Below are 23,401 nucleotides of genomic sequence, written 5' to 3'. Positions count from 1 at the left end.
TTTGGAGATGCCGTCGGCCGAGAGCACCCGCTGGCGGGCGAACTCCACCAGGATCGACGGGTAGGTCATCACGGTCACGCCGCCCGCCAGGGCCAGCGAGCACTCCTCGTTGCGCAACGCCTGCGCCGCCAGATGGATGGCGACCAACGACGACGAACACGCCGTGTCCACCGAGACCGCCGGCCCCTCCAACCCGAACACGTATGAGATCCGTCCGGCTGCGACACTGGCCGCGCCGCCGATGCCGACGTAGCCGTCCAGCGTGGCCGGGTTGAGGTTTCCGGCGCTGTCGTAGTGGTGGTACATCATGCCCGCGTACACGCCGGTGTCGCTGCCGGCCAGTGAGTGAGGGTTGATCCCCGCGTGTTCGAAGGTCTCCCAGGCCGTCTCCAGCAGGATGCGCTGCTGCGGGTCCATGGTGGTCGCCTCGCGGGGCGAGATGCCGAAGAGGTCGGCGTCGAACAGGTCCGCGTCGTGCAGGAAGTTGCCCGCGCGCGCATACGTGTGCCCGGCCGCGTCGGGGTCGGCATCGTAGAGGTCCTCGGGCCAGTTCCGGTTGACCGGGAAGCCCGACAGGGCCTCACCGCCGTCGGCCACCAGTCGCCAGAGGTCGGCGGCCGAGCGGATGCCGCCGGGGTAGCGGCAGCCCATGCCCACGATGGCGATGGGTTCCGTGGAGCCGGCAATCAGCCGTTCGTTCTCGTGACGGAGCCGCTGATTTTCCTTCAACGAGGCTCTGAGCGCCCTGACGAGGTCTTCCTGTGAATTACTCACACACTCTCCCACGGTCGATCGCGGACGAGCCAAAATGGCGCCACACTGAGCCTCGCCCGATGAATGAGACGGTGAGCTCATCCGGCCGGCGAGCCAAACAATGGTTTTTCGCCTTCGATTCTTTATGGGAGGGGGCGGGGCGGACAACCCTTAGATCCCGCGAGCGCCCCCTAAGTCGGGGGTGACAGAAGCTCGGCGGGAAGGTGGATCAGTTCGGTCCGGCGGCTTATCCCGAGTTTGCGGTAGATCTGAGTGAGATGCTGCTCGACGGTGCTGATTGTCAGGAACAGCTCGCCGGCGATGTCGCGGTTGCTGCGTCCGGCCATGGCGAGCAGCGCCACCCGTTTCTGGCTGGCGGTCAGCGCGGTGGCGGAGGTACGTCCGGTCCGCTCGCCCAGGCCGGCCTCGGCCAGGTAGCCGCGTATCTGCGCTTCCAGTTCGGTATCGGCACATTCCTCCGCGAGTCGCAGGGCGGTGGTCAGGGTGGCGCGGCCCTGTTGCCGGTCGGCGCAGCGCAGTTGCTCCACGCCGGTGTCACACAGCGTGTAGGCGAGTTCGATGCGGGCGCCCGCGTTCTCGTGCACGAGCGCCGACTCACGCAGCAGGTCGAGCCGGAACGGGGAGTCGGCGAGGGCCGCGGCGCGGCGCAGGCTGATGCCCAGCACCCGGGGCGCGGCGCAGGCGCGGGCCAGCCGGACCTCCTCCAGGGCCAGCGCGAGGCCCGCGGGTCGGTCACCCGAGGCTGCCAGCGCGTACGCCGCGCCGGAGCGCCAGAGCACGACGACCGAGTTGTCCATCCGCCACGAGCTGAGCGCTCTTCCGCAGCCGATGAAGTCGGCGTATGCCTCGTCGTGGCGTCCCGCGGCGAGGTGCACCTGGCCGCGGGCGTAGCGGTGGTAGAGCCACAGTGCGCTGGTGGGGGGTGGTTCGACCGCCACCCGGTCGAGTACCTCACTGTCGTGCCTGAGGGTGGCCACCAGTCTGCTCCACTCGATCACCAGCCGCCAGGGCGACGTGGCGAACTTCTCGGCGGCCAGTTCCAGCGCGTGCGCGTTGTGCCGGGCCGATGCCTTGAGTGAGCCGAGTTGGCGCTCCACGGTGGCCTGAATGGTCAGGAACATGGACTGCCAGGCGGCTCCGGAGCTGCGCCGGGCCTGCTGGGCGAGCCGTCGGCTCCAGGTCGCGGCGCTGTCCAGGCGGTCGGCGTGCAGCAGTGCCCAGATGGCGGCCAGCGCGCCGTGGAAGGTACGGGGCCCCAACTCCAGTGTGGAGAGCGCCCATTCGGCGCGCGGGGCGACCTCGTAGGCGGGCATCCCGTTGAGCGCCGCCGCCAGCGCCTCGGTGGCGACCGTCAGCGGCGGGGTGTCGCCGATGCCGTTCCAGGTGCCGGCCGTCGGGGCGGCAGGTGTGCCGAGCTCGCCCGGGAACAAGCATCTGATGAGCGTGCGTACGCTGCGGAACGCGGTGGCGTCGGCGTCGGACGGCAGCGGGCCTCGCAGTAGGGAGAACGCCGCGCCGCCCTGGCCCACCCAGCACAGTTGCTCGGCGAGGAGCAGCCGTGAGGAGGCGTCCAGCCTGCGCCGTACGGCGGCGCGCAGGCGCACCAGTACCCAGGAGTCCGGTGGCTCCGGCGGTGTGTCCGCGGCCCCTTCGAAGATGTGCAGCAGCCAGATCTGCACCGCCGACCAGCGGGCCGGCTCGACCAGGCGGTCGAGCAGCCGTGCGGCGAGCCGGCGGCGGGCCGGCGCGTGTCTGAACTGCACCGGCGTGGCATCGTTGTCAAGGAGGCCGTGTTCGGCGAGGACCGCCGCGCAGCGGTCGAGCCTGGGCCGGGGGATACGGGCGAGTCCGGCGAGACGTTCGTAGGGCACCGTACCGGTGGCGATGCTCAACAGCAGTGCCACGGGGAGCAGTTCGTCATCGAGATGGTCGGCGGCATGGGCGACGGCGCGCGCGAGCCGGGGGCCGTCCGCCGCGCGGACGGCGGAGACGTAACCGGCCTCGGGTACAACCTGACCCGAAGTCAGGTCCATCAAGTCCTCTGCCAGCGCGTGGATCAGGGGCTCGACGCCGCCGGTGGCGTCGAGCAGGGCCTGCACGAAGGCGACGTCGGGAACGCGGCCGAACGCGGAGGTGAGCGCCTTGCGTGCGCTCGGCCAGCTCGCGCTGGTCAGCGGCATGACCAGTCCGGGCCGGGGATGAGAAGCAGCGAGAGTACGGAAACGGATAAGTGTCTTGAATCCATCAACATCTCCCCGTATCCCTCACACCACGGGCTACGGACCCCGAGGCGAGGCGCGGACCACTGCGTACGGCCGTCGATAATAGCCCCTATTCAACCGTCGAGCCAATGGGGCACGCGATGGAGCGCAGGCTGTGAATCCCCTGCTTCACCTCTCACCAATCGCGTAGTTCATCCCGATGTAACTGGCAGGTTATCCTTGGCGAACTTTTGACCCCGGGGACGGCCGCGCGCCAATCCCCCGCCCGGCTCCATGGACCGTACTTCACGTCTGCAAAACCGTGAAATCCGGGGCACCGGTTGTATGCGAAAGCGGGGGCACCCACTGCGCCGGCATGCACCACGGGACACCGTACGCCTGCCGACTTCGAAAAGCCGCGTTCACAGGAGCCGCATTATTAGGGGGCGGTAGGGGCTGACGGGCCCGCCGGCTTCCTCCTTATTGTGTGTTCGGCCCATCCGCCGGTGACCTGGAAGAGGAACTCGCGATGGCTCTGATCCCGGCTCCGCCCACGCCCGCTTCGGACAGCACCGATTTCCGCGACCCGGACCTGCGTCTTTCGGGGCTGCTCGACCCCGGGTCCATGGCCCCCTTCGGTCCGGTCGACGGCTGCGGCGTGACCCGGGTGACGGGTCTGATCGACGGCGCGCCCGTGGTCGCGTTCTGCACCGATGCCACGTCCATGGGCGGGGCGCTCGGGGCGGCCGGCGCGGACCGTATCGTCGAGGCCACCGAGTTCGCCGTGGAGCACGGCCGGCCCGTGATCGGGGTGTGGCACTGCGGCGGCGCGCGGCTCGCGGACGGTGTCGAGTCCATGGACGGCGCCGGGCGCATGTTCCGGGCCATGACCACCGCCTCCGGCCGGGTGCCGCAGATCTCGGTCGTGGTCGGTCCGGCCGCCGGCGCCGCCGCGTACGGCCCCGCCCTCACCGACTTCGTCATCATGTCCGAAGCGGCCCGGGTCTTTGTCACCGGACCCGACGTGGTCCGTGCCGTCACCGGCGAGACCATCGACATGGCCGGGCTCGGCGGCCCCGAGCCCCACGGGTCGCGCTCCGGCGTGGCACATGTGGCCGTCGGCTCCGAGGCGGACGCCTACCGCACGGCGCGCGCCCTCACCGGCTACTTCGCCCGGCCCGGCGCAGTGGCCTCCGGTGCGCTCGGTGACCGCGCCGACCCGGCCGGCCTGCTGCCCGACTCGCCCCGGCGCGCCTACAACGTGGTACCGCTGGTGCGCGCCCTGCTCGACGACGACACCTTCCTCCAGATTCAGCCGCGTTGGGCCCGCAACATGGTGGTCGGCCTCGGCCGGCTGGCCGGCCGCTCGGTCGGCGTCGTGGCCAACAATCCCCTGTACAAGGCGGGTTGCCTCGACTCGCTGTCGGCGGAGAAGGCGGCGCGGTTCGTCCGCACCTGCGACGCCCTCGGGGTGCCGCTCCTCGTGGTCGTCGACGTGCCCGGATATCTGCCCGGTGTGAGCCAGGAGTGGGACGGCGTCGTGCGGCGCGGCGCCAAGCTGCTGCACGCGTTCTCCGAGACGGTGGTCCCCCGGATCACGCTGATCACCCGCAAGTCGTACGGCGGTGCGTACCTCGCCATGAACTCCCGCCCACTGGGCGCCGACGCGGTCTTCGCCTGGCCGGACGCCGAGGTGGCGGTGATGGGCGCCGAGGCCGCGGTCAACGTGCTGCACCGCCGTACGCTCGCCGCCGCCGACGCCGCCGAACTGCCCGCACTGCGCAGGCGCTTGATAGAGGAGCAGCAGCGCAAGGCCGGCGGCCTGGGCCGGGCGCTGTCGCTCGGCGCGGTGGACGAGGTGGTGGCACCGGCCGACACCCGGCGCCGCCTCGCCCGGGCACTCAAGGACCTGCCCGCGCGCCGCGGAGCGCACGGCAACATCCCGCTGTGAACATCCCGCTGTGAACATCCCGCTGTGACGCGCCCTTACGACCGGAGAGACTTCGTGGTGAATGCTATGCAGCTGCTGTCCACAGAACCCCTGGCCGTGACCGGTCTGGCGCTCCCGGCCGCGGACGGGGAGCCGGTCCCCGACCCCGCCGTTCTCACGGCGCTGGGGATCGGCGACGGCGACATCGCACACCCCGGGCTGCTGCGGCGGGTGTGGCAGGCGCTGGAGGATGCCCGGACCGTGCCGTCGCAGCTGCGCGGCACCCCGGTCACGCTGCTGCTGGCCGACGGCGCGGACGAGGTGCGCCGCGCGTTCGGTCTCGCCGACGACGGCTCTGACGACACGGGCCATCACGGCGGTGACGGCGAAGGCGGCGGTCACGGTGACGGCGGCGGTCTGATTCTCGCCGGCGGGCCGGACGGCATCGCGGTGTTGCGCCCGCTGGCCGGGGCACTGGCCGACGGCGACCCGATCCGCTGCGTGGTCGGTGCCGTGACCGGAGCCATGGCCGGAGCCGGCAGGGGCGCTGAAACCGGCGACGCGGACGGCGGCGACGCGGACACCGACGTCGCCGAACACGTCCGCGCGGTGCTGGCGCCGTACTGGCCCGGTCTCCCGGCCGCCGTCGGCGCGGCGCCCGGGAGACCGGCGGAGGAGCCCGGCACCGGGCCGTTGTCACCGCCGTGGGTGCTGTCCGCGCCCACCCCGGCCGGCCTCGCCGCCCGCGTGGCCGACCTACGTGATCTGCTCGCCGGCCCGGCCACGCCCTGCTCCACCCCCACATCTCCGCCACGCGATGCCGACCTGGGCTGGTCGCTGGCGACCACCCGCGAGGAGTTCCCCTACCGGGCCGCTGTCTTCGGCGCCGACCGGGCCGCCGCACTCGACGGGCTGGCCCGCGGGGAGCACGGCACCGGTACCGCCACCGGGTTCGCCGAAACGGCGCCCGGCGTCGTGTTCGTCTTCCCCGGCCAGGGCCCGCAGTGGCAGGGCATGGCCGTGGAACTCCTCGACACCAACCCGGTGTTCGCCGCCCGGTTCCACGAGTGCGTCCGGGCCCTTGAGCCGTATCTGACCTGGCGGATCGAAGACGTGCTGCGCGGCGCGCCGGGCGCGCCCGCCATGGTCGCGCTCGACGTCGTGCAGCCGACGCTGTTCGCGGTCATGGTGGCGCTCGCCGCCATGTGGCAGGACCTCGGGGTACGCCCGGCGGCCGTGGTCGGGCACTGCCTCGGCGAGGTCGCCGCCGCCTGTGTCACCGGGGCGCTGTCGCTGGACGACACCGCCCGCATCGTCACCCTGTGGAGCCAGGCACAGGCCACCCTCGCCGGGCACGGCGACATGATGTCGGTACCGCTGCCGGCCGACCGGGTCACGGCGCTGCTCGCCGACTACGGCGACGATCTGGAGCTGGCCGGGATCAACGGCCCGGCCCTGGTCACCGTCTCGGGGCGGGCCACCGCGGTCGACGACCTGCTGACCCGGCTGCGTGCCGAAGGGGTCCGCGCCCGCAAACTCCCGGTCGGCTTCGCGGGCCACTCCGTCCAGGTCGAGACGCTCCGCGAGGATCTGATGGCCGACCTCGCCACGCTGCGTCCCCGGCTGCCGCAAGTGCCGTACTTCGCCACGCTCGACGGTGTATGGCTCACCGACGACCGGCTCGACTCCGAGTACTGGTACCGCAATCTGCGCGAGTGCGTCCGCTTCGACCGGGCGGTGGGCGAGGTCCTGGACGCCGGTCACCGGCTGTTCCTGGAGATCAGTCCGCACCCGGTGCTCACGCTCGCCATGGAAGAGGTGATCGCGCAGCGCGGCGTGGACGCCACCGCGCTGGCCGGCCTGCGCCGCGACGCGCCGGGCGCCGATCAGGTCGCCGCCGTCCTCGCCGAGCTGTACGTGCGCGGTGTGCCGGTCGACTGGCGGGCCGCGTACGCGGGCTGGCGGCCACGCACCGTGCCGCTGCCCGGCTATCCGTTCGACCGGGCCGCGGGTACCGCCACCGCGGTGGCCGACGGGCCGAATCCGCGCTGGGCGGCGCTGGCGCCCGACGACCTGGACGCCGAACTGCTGGCGCTGGTCCGGGCGGAGGCAGCCGCGGTCTGCGGCCGCGAGCCGGAGCCCGGTCTGACGTTCTGGGAGCAGGGCTTCGAGTCGGTCACCGTGGTCGAACTGCGCCGACGGCTCGCCGACGCCACCGGGCTGCGGCTGCCGGTGACCCTGCTGTTCGACCACCCCACTCCGCTCGCCGTGGTCGCCCGGCTGCGCGCCGAGCTGACCGGCGCCGCCGAAGAGACGCCCGGCGTCGAACCGGCATCCGCCACCGAGCCGGCATCCACCGCCGGACCGGCGCACCCAGGTGGCACCCCGCACCCCGGTGGCGCCGACGACGATCCCGTCGCCGTGGTCTCGATGGCCTGCCGATTCCCGGGCGGCGTGCGCACCCCCGAGGAGTTCTGGCAGCTGATCGTCGGCGAGCGTGACGCCGTCGGCCCGTTTCCCACCGACCGGGGCTGGGGCCGCTGGACCGGGGAGGGCGAACTCGCCCAGCGCGAGGGTGGGTTCCTCGACGTCACCGGCTTCGACCCGGCGTTCTTCCGGATCTCCCCGCGTGAGGCGCTGGCCATGGACCCGCAGCAGCGCCAGTTGCTGGAGGTCGCGTGGGAGACGTTCGAGCGCGCCGGCATCGTCCCCGACGCGCTGCGCGGTGAACGCGTGGGCGTGTTCGTCGGCGCCATGGCCATGGACTACGGCCCGCGTATGCATGAGGCCGGAAACGACACACAGGGGTATGTGCTGACGGGCAACACCGCCAGTGTCGCCTCGGGGCGGCTCGCTTACACCTTCGGCGTGCAGGGTCCGACCGTCACCGTGGACACCGCCTGTTCCTCCTCGCTCGTCGCCCTGCATCTCGCGGTCCGGGCCCTGCACACCGGCGAGTGCGCCATGGCGCTGGCCGGCGGTGCCACCGTGATGTCCACCCCAGGCATGATCGTCGAGATGGGCCGCCAGGGCGCGCTGTCCGCCGGCGGGCGGTGCCGCGCGTTCTCCGCCTCCACAGACGGCTTCGGGCTCAGCGAGGGCGCCGGTCTGGTGCTGCTCGAACGGCTCTCCGACGCCCGGCGCAACGGCCACGAGGTACTCGCCGTCATCCGCGGCAGCGCCATCAACCACGACGGGGCGTCCAACGGCCTGACAGCGCCGAACGGGCTCTCGCAGCGCCAGGTGATCCAGCAGGCGCTCGTCGCCGCCGGACTCGGCTACGCCGACGTCGACCTCATCGAGGCGCACGGCACCGGCACCACGCTCGGCGACCCGATCGAGGCCGAGGCGCTTGTCGACACCTACGGCCGGGGACGTGACCACGGCAAGCCCATCCGGCTCGGCTCGGTGAAGTCCAACATCGGGCACACCCAGGCCGCGTCCGGCATCGCCGGGGTGATCAAAGCGGTGCTGGCCATGCGGTACGGCGTCATGCCGCGCAGCCTGCACATCACCGAGCCGACCCCGCACGTCGACTGGTCGTCCGGCGACGTCTCGCTGCTCACCGCCACCACCCCGTGGCCCGAACTGGACCGGCCCCGCCGTACCGGCGTCTCCTCGTTCGGCATCAGCGGTACCAACGCCCACGTGATCCTCGAAGGCGCCGACGAGCTCGCCGCGCCCCAGGCCGCCGACGGCGCACCCGTGACCGACGTACCGGTGACCGCCGTACCGGTGGTGCTGTCCGGGCTGACCGCGGACGCCGTGCGCGAGCAGGCCGCCAGGCTGCGCGACACGGTCGCCGCCGACCCGCGGGCCCGGCCGGCCGCACTCGGCGCCGCGCTGGCCCGGTCGCGCACCGCGTTCGACCACCGGGCCGCCGTGCTCGCCACCACCCGCGACGACCTGCTGGCCGGTCTTGAAGCGCTGGCCGACGGGCTCCCGGCGGCCGGGGCCAGGACCGGTGAGGTGGTCACCGGCCGGCCGGTGTTCGTCTTCCCGGGCCAGGGCGGGCAGTGGGCCGGCATGGGGCGCGAACTGCGCGACGCCTCGCCGGTGTTCCGCGAGCGGCTGGCCGAGTGCGAGGCGGCCCTCGCACCGTATGTCGACTGGACCATGGACCAGGTGCTGGCGGACACGGAGGAGGCGGCGGCCCTGCTGCGCCGAACCGACGTGGCGCAGCCGGCCCTGTTCGCGGTCATGGTGGCGCTGGCGGCCGTATGGCACTCCTACGGTGTGACACCGGGCGCGGTGATCGGGCACTCACAGGGCGAGATCGCCGCCGCCTGTGTGGCCGGCGCGCTGTCACTCGACGACGCGGCCCGTGTGGTGGCGCTGCGCGCCTCGGTGCTGATGGAGGTGGCCGGCACCGGCGGCCTGGTCTCCGTGCAGGCCGACGCCGAGCGGGTGGCGGAACTGCGCGCGCGGTTCGGGGGCCGGCTGGAGGTCGCGGGGCTGAACGCGCCGACGCTGACCGTGCTGGCCGGTGCCGCGGCCAGCCTCGACGCATTGCTCGACCTGTGCCGTGCGCAGGGCGTGCGCGCCCGCCGGGTCGACATCGACTACGCCTCGCACAGCTCGGCCATGGCCGAGCTCGGCGACCGGCTGCTGCCGCGGATCGACGGCATCCGCCCGCGCTCCGGCGAGGTGCCGCTGTACTCCACGGTCACCGGCGCCCGGCTCGACACCGCCACGATGGACGGCGCGTACTGGCTGCGCAATCTGTGCGCCCCGGTCCGGTTCGCCGACGCGCAGCGGGCTCTGATCGCGGACGGCCACCGTCTGTTCGTCGATGTCGGCGCGCACCCCGTGCTGACGGTGGCGATCCAGGAGAACCTGACGACGACCGGAGTGAGCGGAGCGGCGCTCGGCACGCTGCGCCGCGGCGCGGGCGGCCCGGCCCAGTTCATGACGGCGCTGGCCGACGCGTGGACGCACGGCGCCGATCCCGACTGGGACGCCGTGTTCCCCGGCGAGCGCGGCGATGTGTCCGTGCTGCCCACCTACCCGTTCCAGCGTGAGCGGTACTGGCTGGCGCCGGGTGACGGCCACGTCCGCGGTGGTGCCGTCTCCGGCGCGGTCTGCGTCGACCACCCTCTGCTGGAGGGCCGGATGACGCTGGCCGACGGCGACCGCTCGGTGCTCACCGGGACGGTGTCGCTTGCCGCCCACCCGTGGCTGGCCGGGCACGCCGTGGGCGGCGGCGTGCTGCTGCCCGGCACGGCGCTGCTCGAACTGGCCGCCCAGGCCGGCGACGGCGTCGGCTGCGATCTCATCGAGGAGCTGGTGCTTGAGGTGCCGCTGCCGCTCGCCGAGGACGCCGCGCCCTCCCGGATCCAGATCGTCGTGGACTCGGCGGTTGACGACGGACGACGCCCGCTGACCGTGCACGCACGGCGCTCGGACGACGAGCCGTGGATCCGGCATGCGAGCGGCACGCTGGCACGCTCGGCGACCGCCGCGCCCGACGCGGCGCCCGGCGTGGGAGCCGACCCCGTGCCGCCCGCCGACGCCGAGCGGGTCGACCTTTCGAGGGTGTACGCGCGGCTGGCCGAGGCGGGCTACGCGTACGGCGACGCCTTCCAGGGGCTGCGCGCCATGTGGCGGCGTGGGGACCGGATCTGGGCCGAGGTGCTGCTGCCGGACCAGGTCGCCACCGACGGCTTCCATCTGCACCCGGCGCTGCTCGACGCGGCGCTGCATCCGCTGCTGGTCGGCGCCACCCGCCTTCAGTTGCCGTTCACGCTGAGCGGGGTGCGGCTGCATGCCACCGGCGCGACGATGCTGCGGGTCTGCCTGGAGCGTTCCGGGGACGGACCGGTGCGGCTGTGGGCGGCGGACGCCGACGGAGCGCCCGTGCTGAGCGTGGCGGCGCTGACGCTGCGCACCGTCACCGCCGGGCAGGCTCCCACCGGCGCCGACGGCCTGTTCCGGATCGCCTGGCGGCAGACCACGGGCGCGCCCGCGGCACCGGACGGCGTCACCGTGCTCGCCCCGCCGGACACCCCGGTCGGCGTCGACCCGGCGAGCGCCGCGCACCAGGTCGCCGAGCAAGTCCTCCACCGGGTGCGGGACGTGCTGGACGGGGCCGGACCGGTCGTCGTCACCACGCGTGGCGCCGTGGCGGCCCGGCCGGGCGAGGACACCGATCCGGCACAGGCCGCGGTTTGGGGTCTGCTGCGCGGTGCGCAGTCGGAGCACCCGGGGCGGTTCACGCTCATCGACACGGACGGCAGCCTCGACCCGGCAACGGTCCCGGCGGGCGAACCGCAGGTGTGCGTCCGCGACGGTGCCATGCTGGTGCCCCGGCTCGTCCCGGCCGCGGCCGAGGGATTGCTGCCACGCTCCGACGACTGGCGGCTGGACGTCACGGCTCCCGGCACCATCGACGGGCTCGGCGTGGTCCGGGCGGAGGCGGCGCACGGCGAACTCGGCGAGCACGAGGTGCTGGTGGGCGTCCGGGCGGCCGGCCTGAACTTCCGGGACGTGCTCATCACCCTCGGGCTGTATCCCGGGGACGCCGCGCTCGGCACCGAGGGAGCGGGCGTGGTGCTGGCCACCGGGTCAGGGGTCACCGGCCTGGCGCCGGGCGACCGCGTCACCGGCTTCCTGACCGACGGGTTCGGCCCCCGGGCCGTCACCGACCACCGCAAGCTGGCCCGGATCCCCGACGGCTGGACGTACGCGCGCGCCGCCGCGGTGCCCGTGGCGTATCTGACCGCCTACTACGGTCTGGTGGAACTGGCCGACGTGCGCCCCGGCCAGAAGGTGCTGGTGCACGCGGCGGCCGGCGGTGTCGGCGTGGCGGCCGGCCACATCGCCCGGTACCTCGGCGCAGACGTGTACGCCACCGCACACCCCGGCAAGTGGGACACGCTGCGCGCGCTGGGTTACCCGGACTCACACATCGCAAGCTCGCGCGACACGGGTTTCGCGGACGCGTTCGGCGACGGCTTCGACGTGGTCCTCAACTCGCTGACCGGCGAGCTGCTCGACGCCTCGATCGGCGTGCTGCGGCCCGGCGGTCATCTGCTGGAGCTGGGCAAGACCGATCCGCGTGACCCGGCCACCCTGCCGGATGTCGTCTACCGGCCGTACGACCTGCTGGCAGAGCCGCCGGCCGAGCGGCTGCACGCGATGCTCACCACCGTCCTGCGACTGCTGGCCGACGGCACCTGCCCCGAGCCGCCGTTGACCACCTGGGACATGCGCGAGGCCCCGGACGCGTTCCGCCATCTCCAGCAGGCCCGGCACGTCGGCAAGATCGTACTGACCCTGCCGCCGCCGCTCGACCCCGACGGCACGGTGCTGATCACCGGCGGCACCGGCACGCTCGGGGCTCTGGTGGCCCGGCATCTGGTCACCGCGCACGGTGCCCGCCATCTGCTGCTGGCCGGCCGGCGCGGGCCAGCCGCCGACGGCGCGGTCGAGCTGCGCGCCGAACTGACCGCGCTGGGCGCCACCGTCGCCATCGCGGCGTGCGACACCGCCGATCGCGATGCCCTGGCCGAGTTGCTGTCCGGAGTCGATCCCGGCCATCCGCTGACCGCCGTGGTGCATGCCGCCGGCGTGCTGGCGGACGCCACGATCGGCGGCCTGACCGACGAGCAGCTGCACGCCGTGCTGCGCCCGAAGGCGGACGCCGCCTGGCATCTGCACGAGCTGACCCGCGACCAGGACCTGGCCGCCTTCGTGCTGTTCTCCTCGGCCGCCGGGGTGCTCGGCACCGCAGGGCAGGCCAACTACGCCGCTGCCAACGCCTTCTTGGACGCGCTGGCCCAGCACCGGCACGGCCTCGGACTGCCCGCGACCGCACTGGACTGGGGGCTGTGGGCCACGGCGAGCGGTATGACCGGTGCTCTGAGCGGGGGCGACCTGGACCGGCTGCGGCGCACCGGGCTGCGGCCGATGAGCGCCGCCGACGGGCTGTCCCTGCTGGACGCCGCGCTGCGCTGCCCGGCGCCGCAGCTGGTGGCCGCCCGGCTGGACCGTGCCGCGCTGCGCGCCCTGGACACCCCCGATCCGCTGTTCCGACGGCTGCTGCCCGCCACGGTCGACCGGCACTCCGCCCGGGGTGCCTCCGGCTGGGTCCGGGAGCTGGCCGGCCTCGACGACGCGGAGCGGCGCGCCGCCGCGCAGCGGCAGGTCCGGACGCACGCCGCAGCGGTCCTGGGGCACACGCCGGAGTCCGTCGGCGCGGACCGGACCTTCCGCGACCTCGGCTTCGACTCGCTCACCTCGGTCGAGCTGCGCAACCGGCTCGCCGCCGGCACCGGTCTGTCGCTGTCGGCCGCCGTCGTGTTCGACCATCCGACCGTCACGGCGCTCGCCGATCATCTGCTGTCCCTGGTGGCGGGCGAGCAGTCCGCGGCGTCCGGGCCCGCGGTGGCGCGTGACACCGGCGACGACCCGATCGTGGTGGTCGGCATGGCGTGCCGCTTCCCCGGCGGGGTGCGCTCGCCGGAGGACCTGTGGCGGCTCGTCAGCGACGGGGTGGACGCCATCGGCCCGCTGCCCGCCGACCGTGGCTGGGACCTGGCCGCGCTGCTCGACCCCACAGGTCGGCCGGGCACCACGTACGCGGCGGCCGGCGGATTCCTGTACGACGCCGCCGAGTTCGACCCCGAGTTCTTCGGCATCAGCCCCCGCGAGGCGCTGGCCATGGACCCGCAGCAGCGGCTCCTCCTGGAGACGACGTGGGAGGCGTTCGAGCAGGCGGGTATCGACCCGACCCGGCTGCGCGGCAGCAACACCGGCGTGTACACGGGCGTGGTCGCCCAGGAGTACGGCACCGACCGCCACGACGGCGACGAGGAGACCGAGGGCTATCTGCTGACCGGTCAGACATCGAGTCTCGCCTCCGGGCGGGTGTCGTACGCGATGGGCTTCGAGGGCCCGGCCATCACCGTCGACACGGCGTGCTCGTCGTCCCTGGTGGCTCTGCACATGGCCGCGCAGGCGCTGCGCGCGGGCGAGTGCGATCTCGCGCTGGCCGGCGGCGTCACCGTGATGGCCACCCCGTTCACGCTGACCGAGTTCGCCCGGCAGCGCGGACTGTCTCCGGACGGGCGCTGCAAGGCGTTCTCGGACGACGCCGACGGTACGGGCTTCTCCGAGGGCGCGGGCCTGGTCGTCCTGGAGCGACTGAGCGACGCACGGCGCGCGGGACACCGGGTGCTCGCGGTGCTGCGCGGTTCGGCGGTCAACCAGGACGGCGCCTCCAACGGGCTGACCGCCCCCAACGGCCCGGCCCAGGAACGCGTCATCCGCCAGGCCCTCGCCACCGCCGGGCTGCGCCCCGGCCAGATCGACGCCGTCGAGGCACACGGCACCGGCACCCGGCTCGGCGACCCCATCGAGGCACACGCGCTGCTCGCCACCTACGGGCGGGACCGCCACAGGCCGCTGCTCCTCGGCTCGGTCAAGTCCAACATCGGGCACACTCAGGCCGCCGCGGGCGTCGCCGGCGTCATCAAGATGATCCTGTCGATCGGCGCGGGCACCCTGCCCCGCACGCTGCACGCCGCGAACCCGTCCCGGCACGTCGACTGGCCCCAGGGGCGGGTACGGCTGCTCGACGAGCCCGCGCCGTGGCCGCACACCGGCGAGCCGCGGCGAGCCGCGGTCAGCTCCTTCGGCATCAGCGGCACCAACGCGCACGTGATCCTGGAGCAGCCGCCGGAGCACGCCGGGCCCGCCGGCGCCGAACCCGGGCCCGCCCCCGCCTCGGGGGTGATGCCGGTGCCGTGGCTGATCAGCGCGCGCGGCGAGCCGGCCCTGCGCGCCCGGATCCGGCAGCTGCGCGAGCTGGTCGACGGCACCCCCGGGCTCTCCCCGGTCGCGGTGGCCCGTGAACTGGCTGTCGGACGCTCCCAGTTGGAGCACCGCGCGTATGTGGTGGGCACCACGGCAGAGGAGCTGCGCCGCCGTCTCGACGATCCACGGGACGCCGTCACCGCCACTACCGGCGGTGTCGCGTTCCTGTTCAGCGGACAGGGCGCCCAGCGGGCCGGCATGGGCCGCGAACTGGCCGACGTGTACCCGGTGTTCGCCGAGGCGCTGGACGCCGCACTGGCGCACCTCGAACCGGGGCTGCGCGAGATCATGTGGGGCGACGGGGCCGCGCTGACGCGCACCCGGTGGACCCAGCCCGCGCTGTTCGCCGTGGAGACGGCCCTGTTCCGACTGCTGGAGCACTGGGGCGTGCGCCCCGCCCATCTGCTCGGCCACTCGATCGGCGGGATCACCGCCGCGCACGTGGCCGGGGTACTCGACCTGGCCGACGCCGCGACACTGATCACGGCACGGGCCCGGCTCATGGACGAGCTGCCCGCCGGAGCCATGGCCGCCCTGGAGGGCACCGAGGACGAGATCGCCGCGGCACTGCCCGACGGCGTCACCGTGGCGGCGCTCAACGCCCCCGGCACGGTGGTGGTCTCCGGCGACCCGAACGCGGTCGCCGCGCTGTCCGCCCGGTGGCGCGAGCGCGGCCGCCGCACCCGCGCCCTGGACGTCAGCCACGCCTTCCACTCGCACCACATGGACCCGGTCCTGGACGAATTCCGGGCGGTCGCCCGACGCCTGACCTACCACGAGCCGAACATCCCCATCGTCTCGGACCTCACCGGCCGCCCCGCCGCGGCGGAGCGACTGTGCGACCCCGAGCACTGGGTACAGGCGCTGCGCCGGCTGGTCCGTTTCCGGGACGGCCTCGCCGCGCTGACCGAGCTGGGCACCGAGGTCTTCCTTGAGCTGGGTCCGACGCCGGCACTGAGCCCCCACGTGCTCGCCCCCGGCGTGGCCGTGCCGCTGCTGCGCACCGACCGGCCGGAGCCCGAGAGCCTCACGGCCGCGCTCGCCGCCGCGCACACCCACGGCGTGCCCGTCGACTGGGACACCGTGCTGCCCCCGGCGCCCCCGATCACACTGCCCGCCTATCCGTTCCAGCGCGAGCGGTACTGGCTGACCAGCCGCCCGGAGCGGGCCACGGCGGAGGACGCCGGGTTCTGGACCGCGGTGGACGACGGCGACGTCCGGGCGCTGGCCGACACCCTGCGGGCCGACGAGGACGAGGCCCACGCGCTGGCCACCGTGCTGCCCCGGCTGTCCGCCTGGCGGGAGCGTAGCCGGCGCGGCTCGCGGGCCGACGGCTGGCGCCACCGCGTGACCTGGCGTCCGATGACCGCGGACCCGGCACCGGACCCGGCACCGGCATCGGCATCGGCATCGGCATCGGCATCGGCATCGGCATCGGCATCGGCCGAGGCTCCGTCCGGAACCTGGGTGGTGGTGGTCGCCGACGGCGAGCCGGACGCGGCGTGGCCGGACGCGGTGGCCGCGCTGCTGGCCGAGCACGCCACCGTGGAACTGCTGCCCCTGGCCGGCGAGTTGGACCGCGAACAGCTCGCCGAGCGGCTGCGCGTCGCCGCGCCGAGCGCGGTGCTGTCCCTGCTGCCGATGTCGCGGGCTGGGTATCCCGGCCACCCGGACCTGCCCTGGGCACTGGCCGCCACGCTCGTACTGACCCAGGCGCTGGCCGACACCGGTCTGCACGCACCGATGTGGACACTCACCTCGGGCGCGGTGAGCGTCGGCGCCGACGACCCGGTCACCGACACGGCGGCTGCCCAGTGCTGGGGCCTGGCCCGGTCGGCCGGGCTGGAACACCCGCGCCTGTGGGGCGGCCTCGTCGACCTGCCCGCCGCCCCGCCCAGCGAGGAGCTGCGCGACCGGCTGCGGCTGGCCCTGTCCGGACCCGGCGGCGAGGACCAGCTGGCGGTGCGTCCCACCGGCCTGTTCACCCGCCGTCTGGTACCCGCGCCGGCGGCGGCACGCCCCGGCCGAGACAGCCCCTGGCGCCCCCGCGGCACGGTGCTGGTCACCGGCGGCACCGGCGGCCTGGGCGCCCATGTCGCCCGCTGGCTGGCCGCGAACGGTGCCGAGCGGCTGGTGCTGGTGAGCCGGCGGGGCGCCGCCGCCCCCGGAGCCGCCGCGCTCGCCGCCGAGCTGGACTGCCCGGTCACCGTCGCCGCCTGCGACGTCACCGACCCCGTGGCGCTGGACGAGTTGCTCGTCCGGATCCGCGCCGACGGGCCGCCGCTCCGAGCCGTGGTGCACGCCGCGGGCCTGCCCCAGGACACCCCCGTCGCCGGGACGACGATCGCCGAACTGGCCGAGATCAACGGCAAGGCGACCGCCGCCGGGCACCTCAGCCGGCTACTGGCCGACGACCCGCTGGACGCGTTCGTGCTGTTCTCGTCCGTCGCTGCCACCTGGGGCAGCGCGGGCCAGGGCGGTTACGCCGCGGCCAACGCCGCGCTGGACGCGCTCGCCGAGCAGCGCCGCGCCCGGGGTGCCACCACCACCTCGATCGCCTGGGGGCTGTGGGCCGGGCAGAGCATGGCGACCGACATGCTCGCCCGGGTGGAGCGCACCGGGCTGCGGGCGATGGCCCCACGGGCCGCGATCGCCGCCCTGCAGACGGCGCTCGACCAGGACGACACGACGGTCACGGTGGCCGACGTGGACTGGCCCCGCTTCCTGCGCCTGTTCGCCACCGCCCGAAACCGGCCGCTGTTCGCCGAACTGCCCGCCGCGCGCAAGAAGGGAAACCCGGCGCGGTCCGGCGAGGGCGCCGCCGACGAGGCGGCCAGGCTCGCCGAGCTCGCGCCCGTCGTCCGCTCGGCCCGCCTGCTTGAGCTGGTAGCCGGGCACACCGCGGCCATCACCGGCCGCGCCGCCGATCCCGACACCCGCCGGCCGTTCAGAGCGCTGGGGTTCGACTCGCTGATGACCGTCGAGCTGCGCAACCGGCTCGCCGCGTCGCTCGGCATTGAACTGCCCAGCACGCTGGTCTTCGACTACCCGAGCCCGGCCGACCTGGCCGCCCGGCTCGACACGCTGATCGCCGGCACGCCGGCCCCGGACGCCACGGTCCCGGGCTCCGCGACACCGGAGGCGACCATCGCCACGGCTGCCGACGACCCCGTCGTGGTGGTCGGCATGGCGTGCCGCTTCCCCGGCGGCGTACGCTCGCCCGAGCAGTTGTGGCGGCTCGTCAGCGACGGCGTCGACGCCATCGGTGCTTTCCCCACCGACCGGGGCTGGGACGTCGACACCCTCTACCACCCCGACCCCGACCACCCGGGCACCACCTACAGCGACCGGGGCGGATTCCTCTACGACGCCGGTGAGTTCGACGCGGAGTTCTTCGGGATCAGCCCCCGTGAGGCGCTGGCCATGGACCCGCAGCAGCGGCTCCTGCTGGAGACCGCCTGGGAGGCGTTCGAGTACGCCGGCATCGACCCCGCCCGGCTGCGCGGCAGCAACACCGGTGTGTACGCGGGCGTTTCGGCACAGGAGTACGGCGGCGGAGCCGGCCACGGCCCGGACGACGTGCGCGGGCATCTGGCGACCGGCGGCGCGACCAGTGTCGCCTCCGGCCGCATCGCCTTCACGCTGGGCCTGCACGGCCCCGCCGTCACGGTCGACACCGCGTGCTCGTCGTCGCTGGTCGCCACCCATCTGGCGGCGCAGGCGCTGCGCACCGGCGAGTGCGATCTGGCGCTGGCCGGCGGCGTCACCGTGATGTCCGGACCGGCGGTGTTCCTGGAGTTCAGCCGCCAGCGCGGGCTCGCCCCCGACGGGCGCTGCAAGGCGTTCTCGGACGACGCCGACGGCACCGGCTGGAGCGAGGGCGCCGGACTGCTGGTGCTGGAACGGCTGTCGGACGCGCGCCGGCTCGGTCACCGGCCGCTGGCGATCGTCCGGGCCACCGCGGTCAACCAGGACGGCGCCTCCAACGGGCTGACCGCCCCCAACGGCCCGGCCCAGGAACGCGTCATCCGCCAGGCCCTCGCCACCGCGGGGCTGCGCCCCGGCCAGATCGACGCCGTCGAGGCACACGGCACCGGCACCCGGCTCGGCGACCCCATCGAGGCACACGCGCTGCTCGCCACCTACGGGCGGGAGCACACCGCCGAGCGGCCCCTCCACCTGGGCACGATCAAGTCGAACATCGGGCACACGCAGGCCGCGGCCGGTGTCGCCGGAACCATCAAGATGATCATGGCGATGGGCCGTGGCGAACTCCCCCGCACCCTGCACGCCGCCGACCCGTCGCGACGCGTCGACTGGGACACGGGCCACGTCGCGCTGCTCACCTCGGCGACCGCCTGGCCCGACACCGGCGAGCCCCGCCGCGCGGCCGTCTCATCGTTCGGCATCAGCGGCACCAACGCGCATCTGATCATCGAGCAGGCCCCGCCGGTCGCCGACGAGTCCACGGCAGAACCCGCCGGCGAGCCCCCGGCCGGGCCCGCCGTCCCGCCCGCTCCCGTGCCGTGGCTGCTCAGCGCGCGCACCGTGCCCGCGCTGCGAGAGCGGGTCCGCCGGCTGCGCGCGTTCCTCGACGAGCGTCCCGAGGCCACCCCCGCCCAGGTCGCCCGCGCCCTTGGCACCACCCGGACGCACTTCGAGCACCGGGCCTCGGTGGTCGGCGCCACCCGCGACGAACTGGCGCACCGCCTCGACGGACCGCCCGCCGCCGTACGGCGCGGCGACGGGCGCACTGCCGTGATGTTCCCGGGCCAGGGTGCGCAGCGGGCCGGGATGGGCCGCGAGCTGTACGCGTCGTACCCTGCCTTCGCGGCCGCCTACGACGAGGTCTTGGCCCATCTCGACCCCCGGCTGCGGAAGATCGTCGAAGACGGCGGGGAGCAGCTCGATCGGACCGAGTTCACCCAGCCCGCGCTGTTCGCGGTGGAGACGGCGCTGTACCGGCTGCTGGAGAGCTGGGGCGTCAAACCGAGCCTGCTGATCGGCCACTCCCTCGGGGAACTGACGGCGGCCCATGTCGCGGGTGTGCTGACCCTGCCCGACGCCGCCCGGTTGATCACCGCCAGGGCGCGGCTCATGCAGGCGCTCCCGCAGTCGGGTGCGATGGTCGCGCTGGCCGCGGCCGAGGAGGAGGTCCGGCCGGAGCTGCCGCCGGGCGTCGGCATCGCCGCGGTCAACGGCCCCGGCTCGGTGGTGGTCTCCGGCGACGCCCCGGCGGTCCTGTCGCTGGCCGACCGCTGGCGCGAACGGGGCCGCAAGACCCGCAGGCTGGCGGTCAGCCACGCGTTCCACTCGCATCACATGGACCCGATGCTCGACGAGTTCCGCCGGGTCGCCGAGGAGGTCACCTACCACGAGTCGGCCATCCCGATCGTCTCCGACCTGACCGGCCGCGAGGCCACCGCCGCCGAGCTGGCCGACCCCGGGTACTGGGTGCGGCAGCTGCGCGAGACGGTGCGTTTCCACGACGGTGTCGCCCGGCTGCGCGAACTCGGCGTGACCGTCTTCCTGGAGGCCGGTCCCGACGCCGTGCTCTCGGCCCTGGTGGCGGGCGTCGACGCCGTCGTACCGCTGCTGCGCGCCGGGCGCCCCGAGCCCGCCACGGTCATGACGGCGCTGGCGACCGCGCACGACCACGGCACGCCCGTCGACTGGGACGCGGCCCTGCCGCCTGCGGCGCCCCTCCGGCTGCCCACCTACCCGTTCCAGCGCCGCACGTACTGGCTGCCCAGCGGCCGGACGTCCGGCGCCGCCGGTGAGTCGCCCGCTGCGGTCGGGCATCCGCTGCTGCGGGAGCTGGTGGAGCTGGACGACGGCAGTGTGCTCTACACGGGACGGGTGTCGCGGCGCGCCCATCCGTGGACCGACGACCACGACGTGTTCGGCACCACGGTCATCGCCGGGGCGACCTGGGTCGAGCTGATCGCCTGGGCGGCACGCGAGCAGGGCTGCCCCGAGATCGTGGAACTCAACCACGAGGCGCCGCTGGTGCTCCCGCTCAACCGGGTCACCGAACTGCAACTGCGCCTTGCCGCGCCCGACGAGGACGGTCAGCGGCAGGTCACGCTGCGCTGCCGGGCGGACGGCGCACGCTCCGGCTGGACCGGCCTGGCCCGGGCCGTCGTGGCCGACGGTGCCCCGCTCGACGCGGCTGCGCCGGACACGCTGTGCGTCTGGCCGCCGCGGGACGCCGAACGGCTCGACACGGCGACGTTCTACCGGCGGTTCGAGGAACACGGGTTCTTCCGCTGGGGCCCGGCGTTCCAGTCGCTGCGCGGGGCGTGGCGCTCAGGCGACAGTGTCCTCGCCGAGCTGCGCTTTCCCGAACACACCGACGCGGCCGGGTACGACCTGCATCCGGCGCTGCTGGACGCCTCGCTGCATGCCCTCGGCCTTGACGGCACCCCGGACGGGCTGCTCCCGCCGATCGAGGACGCCGGCCTGCCGACCGAGCGGCCGCGTATTCCGTTCGCCTGGCGGCGGGTGCGCATCCACGGCCGGGGGGCCCGGGTGGTGCGTGTCCGCATGGTCGCCGCCGCCGACGGCGGCGCCGAGCTGACGCTGGCCGACGAGTCCGGGCGGATCGTGGCCGAGATCGGCTCGTTCGTCACCATGCCGATCTCCCGTGACCAACTGCGCGGTTCGCTGACGACCCCGCGGCACGAATCGCTGTTCCATCTGACGTGGGACCGGATCACGCCGCCCGAGCATGACGCCATGCCCCGGACGGTCCGGCTCGGCGCCGGGTACGAGGGTCTGGACGACCTCGCCGCGGCCTCCGTGTCCACCCCGCCGGAGGTCGTCATTGCGCGGGTTCCCGACTCCGGCGACGCGCACCCCGCGTCCGCGGACCCGGCGTCCGTGCACGCGCACACCGCCCGAATACTGGGGCTGATCCAGCGCTGGCAGGCTGCACCGGAACCGGCGCAGGCCCGGCTCGTGGTGCTCACCCGTGGCGGCGTCACGCTGCCGTCGGACCCGGTGCCGCCCGCACCGGCGCACGCGGCGGTCTGGGGCCTGGTGCGGGCCGCCCAGGCCGAGGATCCCGGCCGGTTCACCCTGATCGACGCCGACGAGGAGCCCGCCGACGCGCTGCTGGCCGCGGCGCTGGCCACCGGAGAGCCCCAACTGGCGCTGCGGGGCGGCCAGTTCCATCTGCCCCGCCTCGCGCGGCTGCCCGACGCTCCCGCGCAGCGCACGGTGCGCCCGTTCGACCCGGACGGCACGGTGCTCGTCACCGGCGGCACCGGCACGCTCGGCGGCCTGCTCGCCCGGCATCTGGCCGAGCGGCACGGCGTGCGCCATCTGCTGCTGGCCGGGCGGCGGGGCGTGATCGGCGACGAACTGCGCGACGCACTCGCCGCGCTGGGCACCGAGGTGACGGTCGCCGCCTGTGACACCGCCGACCGCGACGCGCTGGCCGAGTTGCTGGCCTCGGTACCGGCCGCACACCCGCTGACCGGCGTCGTGCACGCGGCCGGGATCATCGACGACGCGGTGCTGGCCGATCAAACGCCCGAGCGGCTGCGGGCCGTGCTGCGGCCCAAGGCCGACGCGGCCTGGCACCTGCACGAACTCACCGCGGGTCTCGACCTGTCCGCCTTCGTGCTGTTCTCCGGCGCCGCCGGGGTCCTCGGCAGCGCCGGGCAGGCGAATTACTCGGCCGCCAACGCGTACCTGGACGGGCTCGCCGCCCACCGGGCCCGGCTCGGGCTGCCCGCCACCTCACTGGCCTGGGGCCTGTGGGAGCAGCCCAGCGGTGTCACCGGGCATCTGGACGACACCGACCGCGGCCGCATGGCCCGCGGCGGTATGCGGCCGCTGCCGACCCGGCTGGCGCTGACCCTGTACGACGCCGCGCTCGCCTCCGGCGTCCCCGCGCTGCTGCCGGCCTGGCTCGACCCGTCCGCGGTGGCCGATCCGGCGGCGGTACCCGCGGTGCTGAAGACCCTGGTGCGCGACGGCGCCCGGTCCGCCGCGGGCGCAACGGGAGCCGCGGCGGCCACCCGGGCCGCCGCCGACGACCTGCGCGGGCTCGGCTCGACGGAGCTCAAGCGCCGGCTGCTCGCCCTGGTCACCGGGCACGTGGCCACGGTCGCCGACTGCGCCGCGCAGGGTGTGGAAGAGCGCCGCCCGTTGAAGGAGCTGGGCTTCGACTCGTTGATGACCGTCGAGCTGCGCAATCGTCTGGCGGGCGCGACCGGTCTTTCGCTGCCGGCCACGCTGGTCTTCGACCACCCCACCCCGGCGGCACTGGCCCAGCACCTGCACGATCTGCTGGGACCGGACGACGCCGGCCCGGAAACCACACAGGAGGAGATCTCGGACGAGGCCGTCCGTGCGGCACTGCTGTCGGTCCCGGTCGCCGCGCTGCGCGACGCCGGCCTGCTCGACGGCCTGCTGCGGCTCACCGCGGCGAAGCCCGGAGACACCGTGGCGCCGGACGTCGAGGAGGCAGCGGACTCCATCGACACGATGGACTCGGCGGACCTGATCCGTATGGCGCTCGGCGGAGGGCACCCGAGCAGCGCACCCCAAGACCCCGCAGCGGGGCGGACGTCCCACGAGGAACGTACCGCCGACCGGACCACCGCACCCAGGTGACCCGGACGGGTCGCTGCCGCCGGGAGGATCTCCCGGTGGCAGAACGGCCCCGTCC

The 23,401-nt window shown here is 74.4% G+C and carries 4 protein-coding genes; 2 read left to right on the top strand and 2 right to left on the bottom strand.

Features of this window, described 5'->3' with window-relative positions:
* Both AC27LF_RS29800 and AC27LF_RS29795 read right to left on the bottom strand, forming a co-directional pair.
* Positions 1 to 774: beta-ketoacyl synthase N-terminal-like domain-containing protein (locus AC27LF_RS29800; RefSeq protein WP_479664266.1), on the bottom strand; the 774-nt coding region annotated here is incomplete at its 3' end.
* 170 nt (positions 775 to 944) lie between these two features.
* Positions 945 to 2,954 carry a helix-turn-helix transcriptional regulator gene (locus AC27LF_RS29795; RefSeq protein ID WP_479664267.1) on the bottom strand — a complete coding sequence of 670 codons (2,010 nt, stop codon included), beginning with the start codon at positions 2,952 to 2,954 and terminating at the stop codon, positions 945 to 947.
* A 550-nt stretch (positions 2,955 to 3,504) separates the two neighbouring features.
* Between AC27LF_RS29795 and AC27LF_RS29790 the strand changes: the two genes are divergently transcribed.
* Together AC27LF_RS29790 and AC27LF_RS29785 are read left to right on the top strand one after the other, a co-directional pair.
* Entirely contained in the window at positions 3,505 to 4,926 is a 1,422-nt protein-coding gene (locus AC27LF_RS29790; protein ID WP_479664268.1) for an acyl-CoA carboxylase subunit beta, read from the top strand.
* A gap of 66 nt (positions 4,927 to 4,992) precedes the next feature.
* Positions 4,993 to 23,346 carry a type I polyketide synthase gene (locus AC27LF_RS29785; protein WP_479664269.1) on the top strand — a complete coding sequence of 6,118 codons (18,354 nt, stop codon included), beginning with the start codon at positions 4,993 to 4,995 and terminating at the stop codon, positions 23,344 to 23,346.
* Positions 23,347 to 23,401 lie beyond the last annotated feature (55 nt).

It is taken from the genome of Streptomyces diversicolor, assembly GCF_057537855.1.
This window is presented reverse-complemented; position numbering and strand designations above follow the sequence as displayed.

Coding starts and splice junctions, on each gene's coding strand:
- AC27LF_RS29795 (WP_479664267.1), bottom strand. CDS start 2,954: ATGCCGCTGACCAGCGCGAGCTGGCCGAGCGCACGCAAGGCGCTCACC.
- AC27LF_RS29790 (WP_479664268.1), top strand. CDS start 3,505: ATGGCTCTGATCCCGGCTCCGCCCACGCCCGCTTCGGACAGCACCGAT.
- AC27LF_RS29785 (WP_479664269.1), top strand. CDS start 4,993: ATGCAGCTGCTGTCCACAGAACCCCTGGCCGTGACCGGTCTGGCGCTC.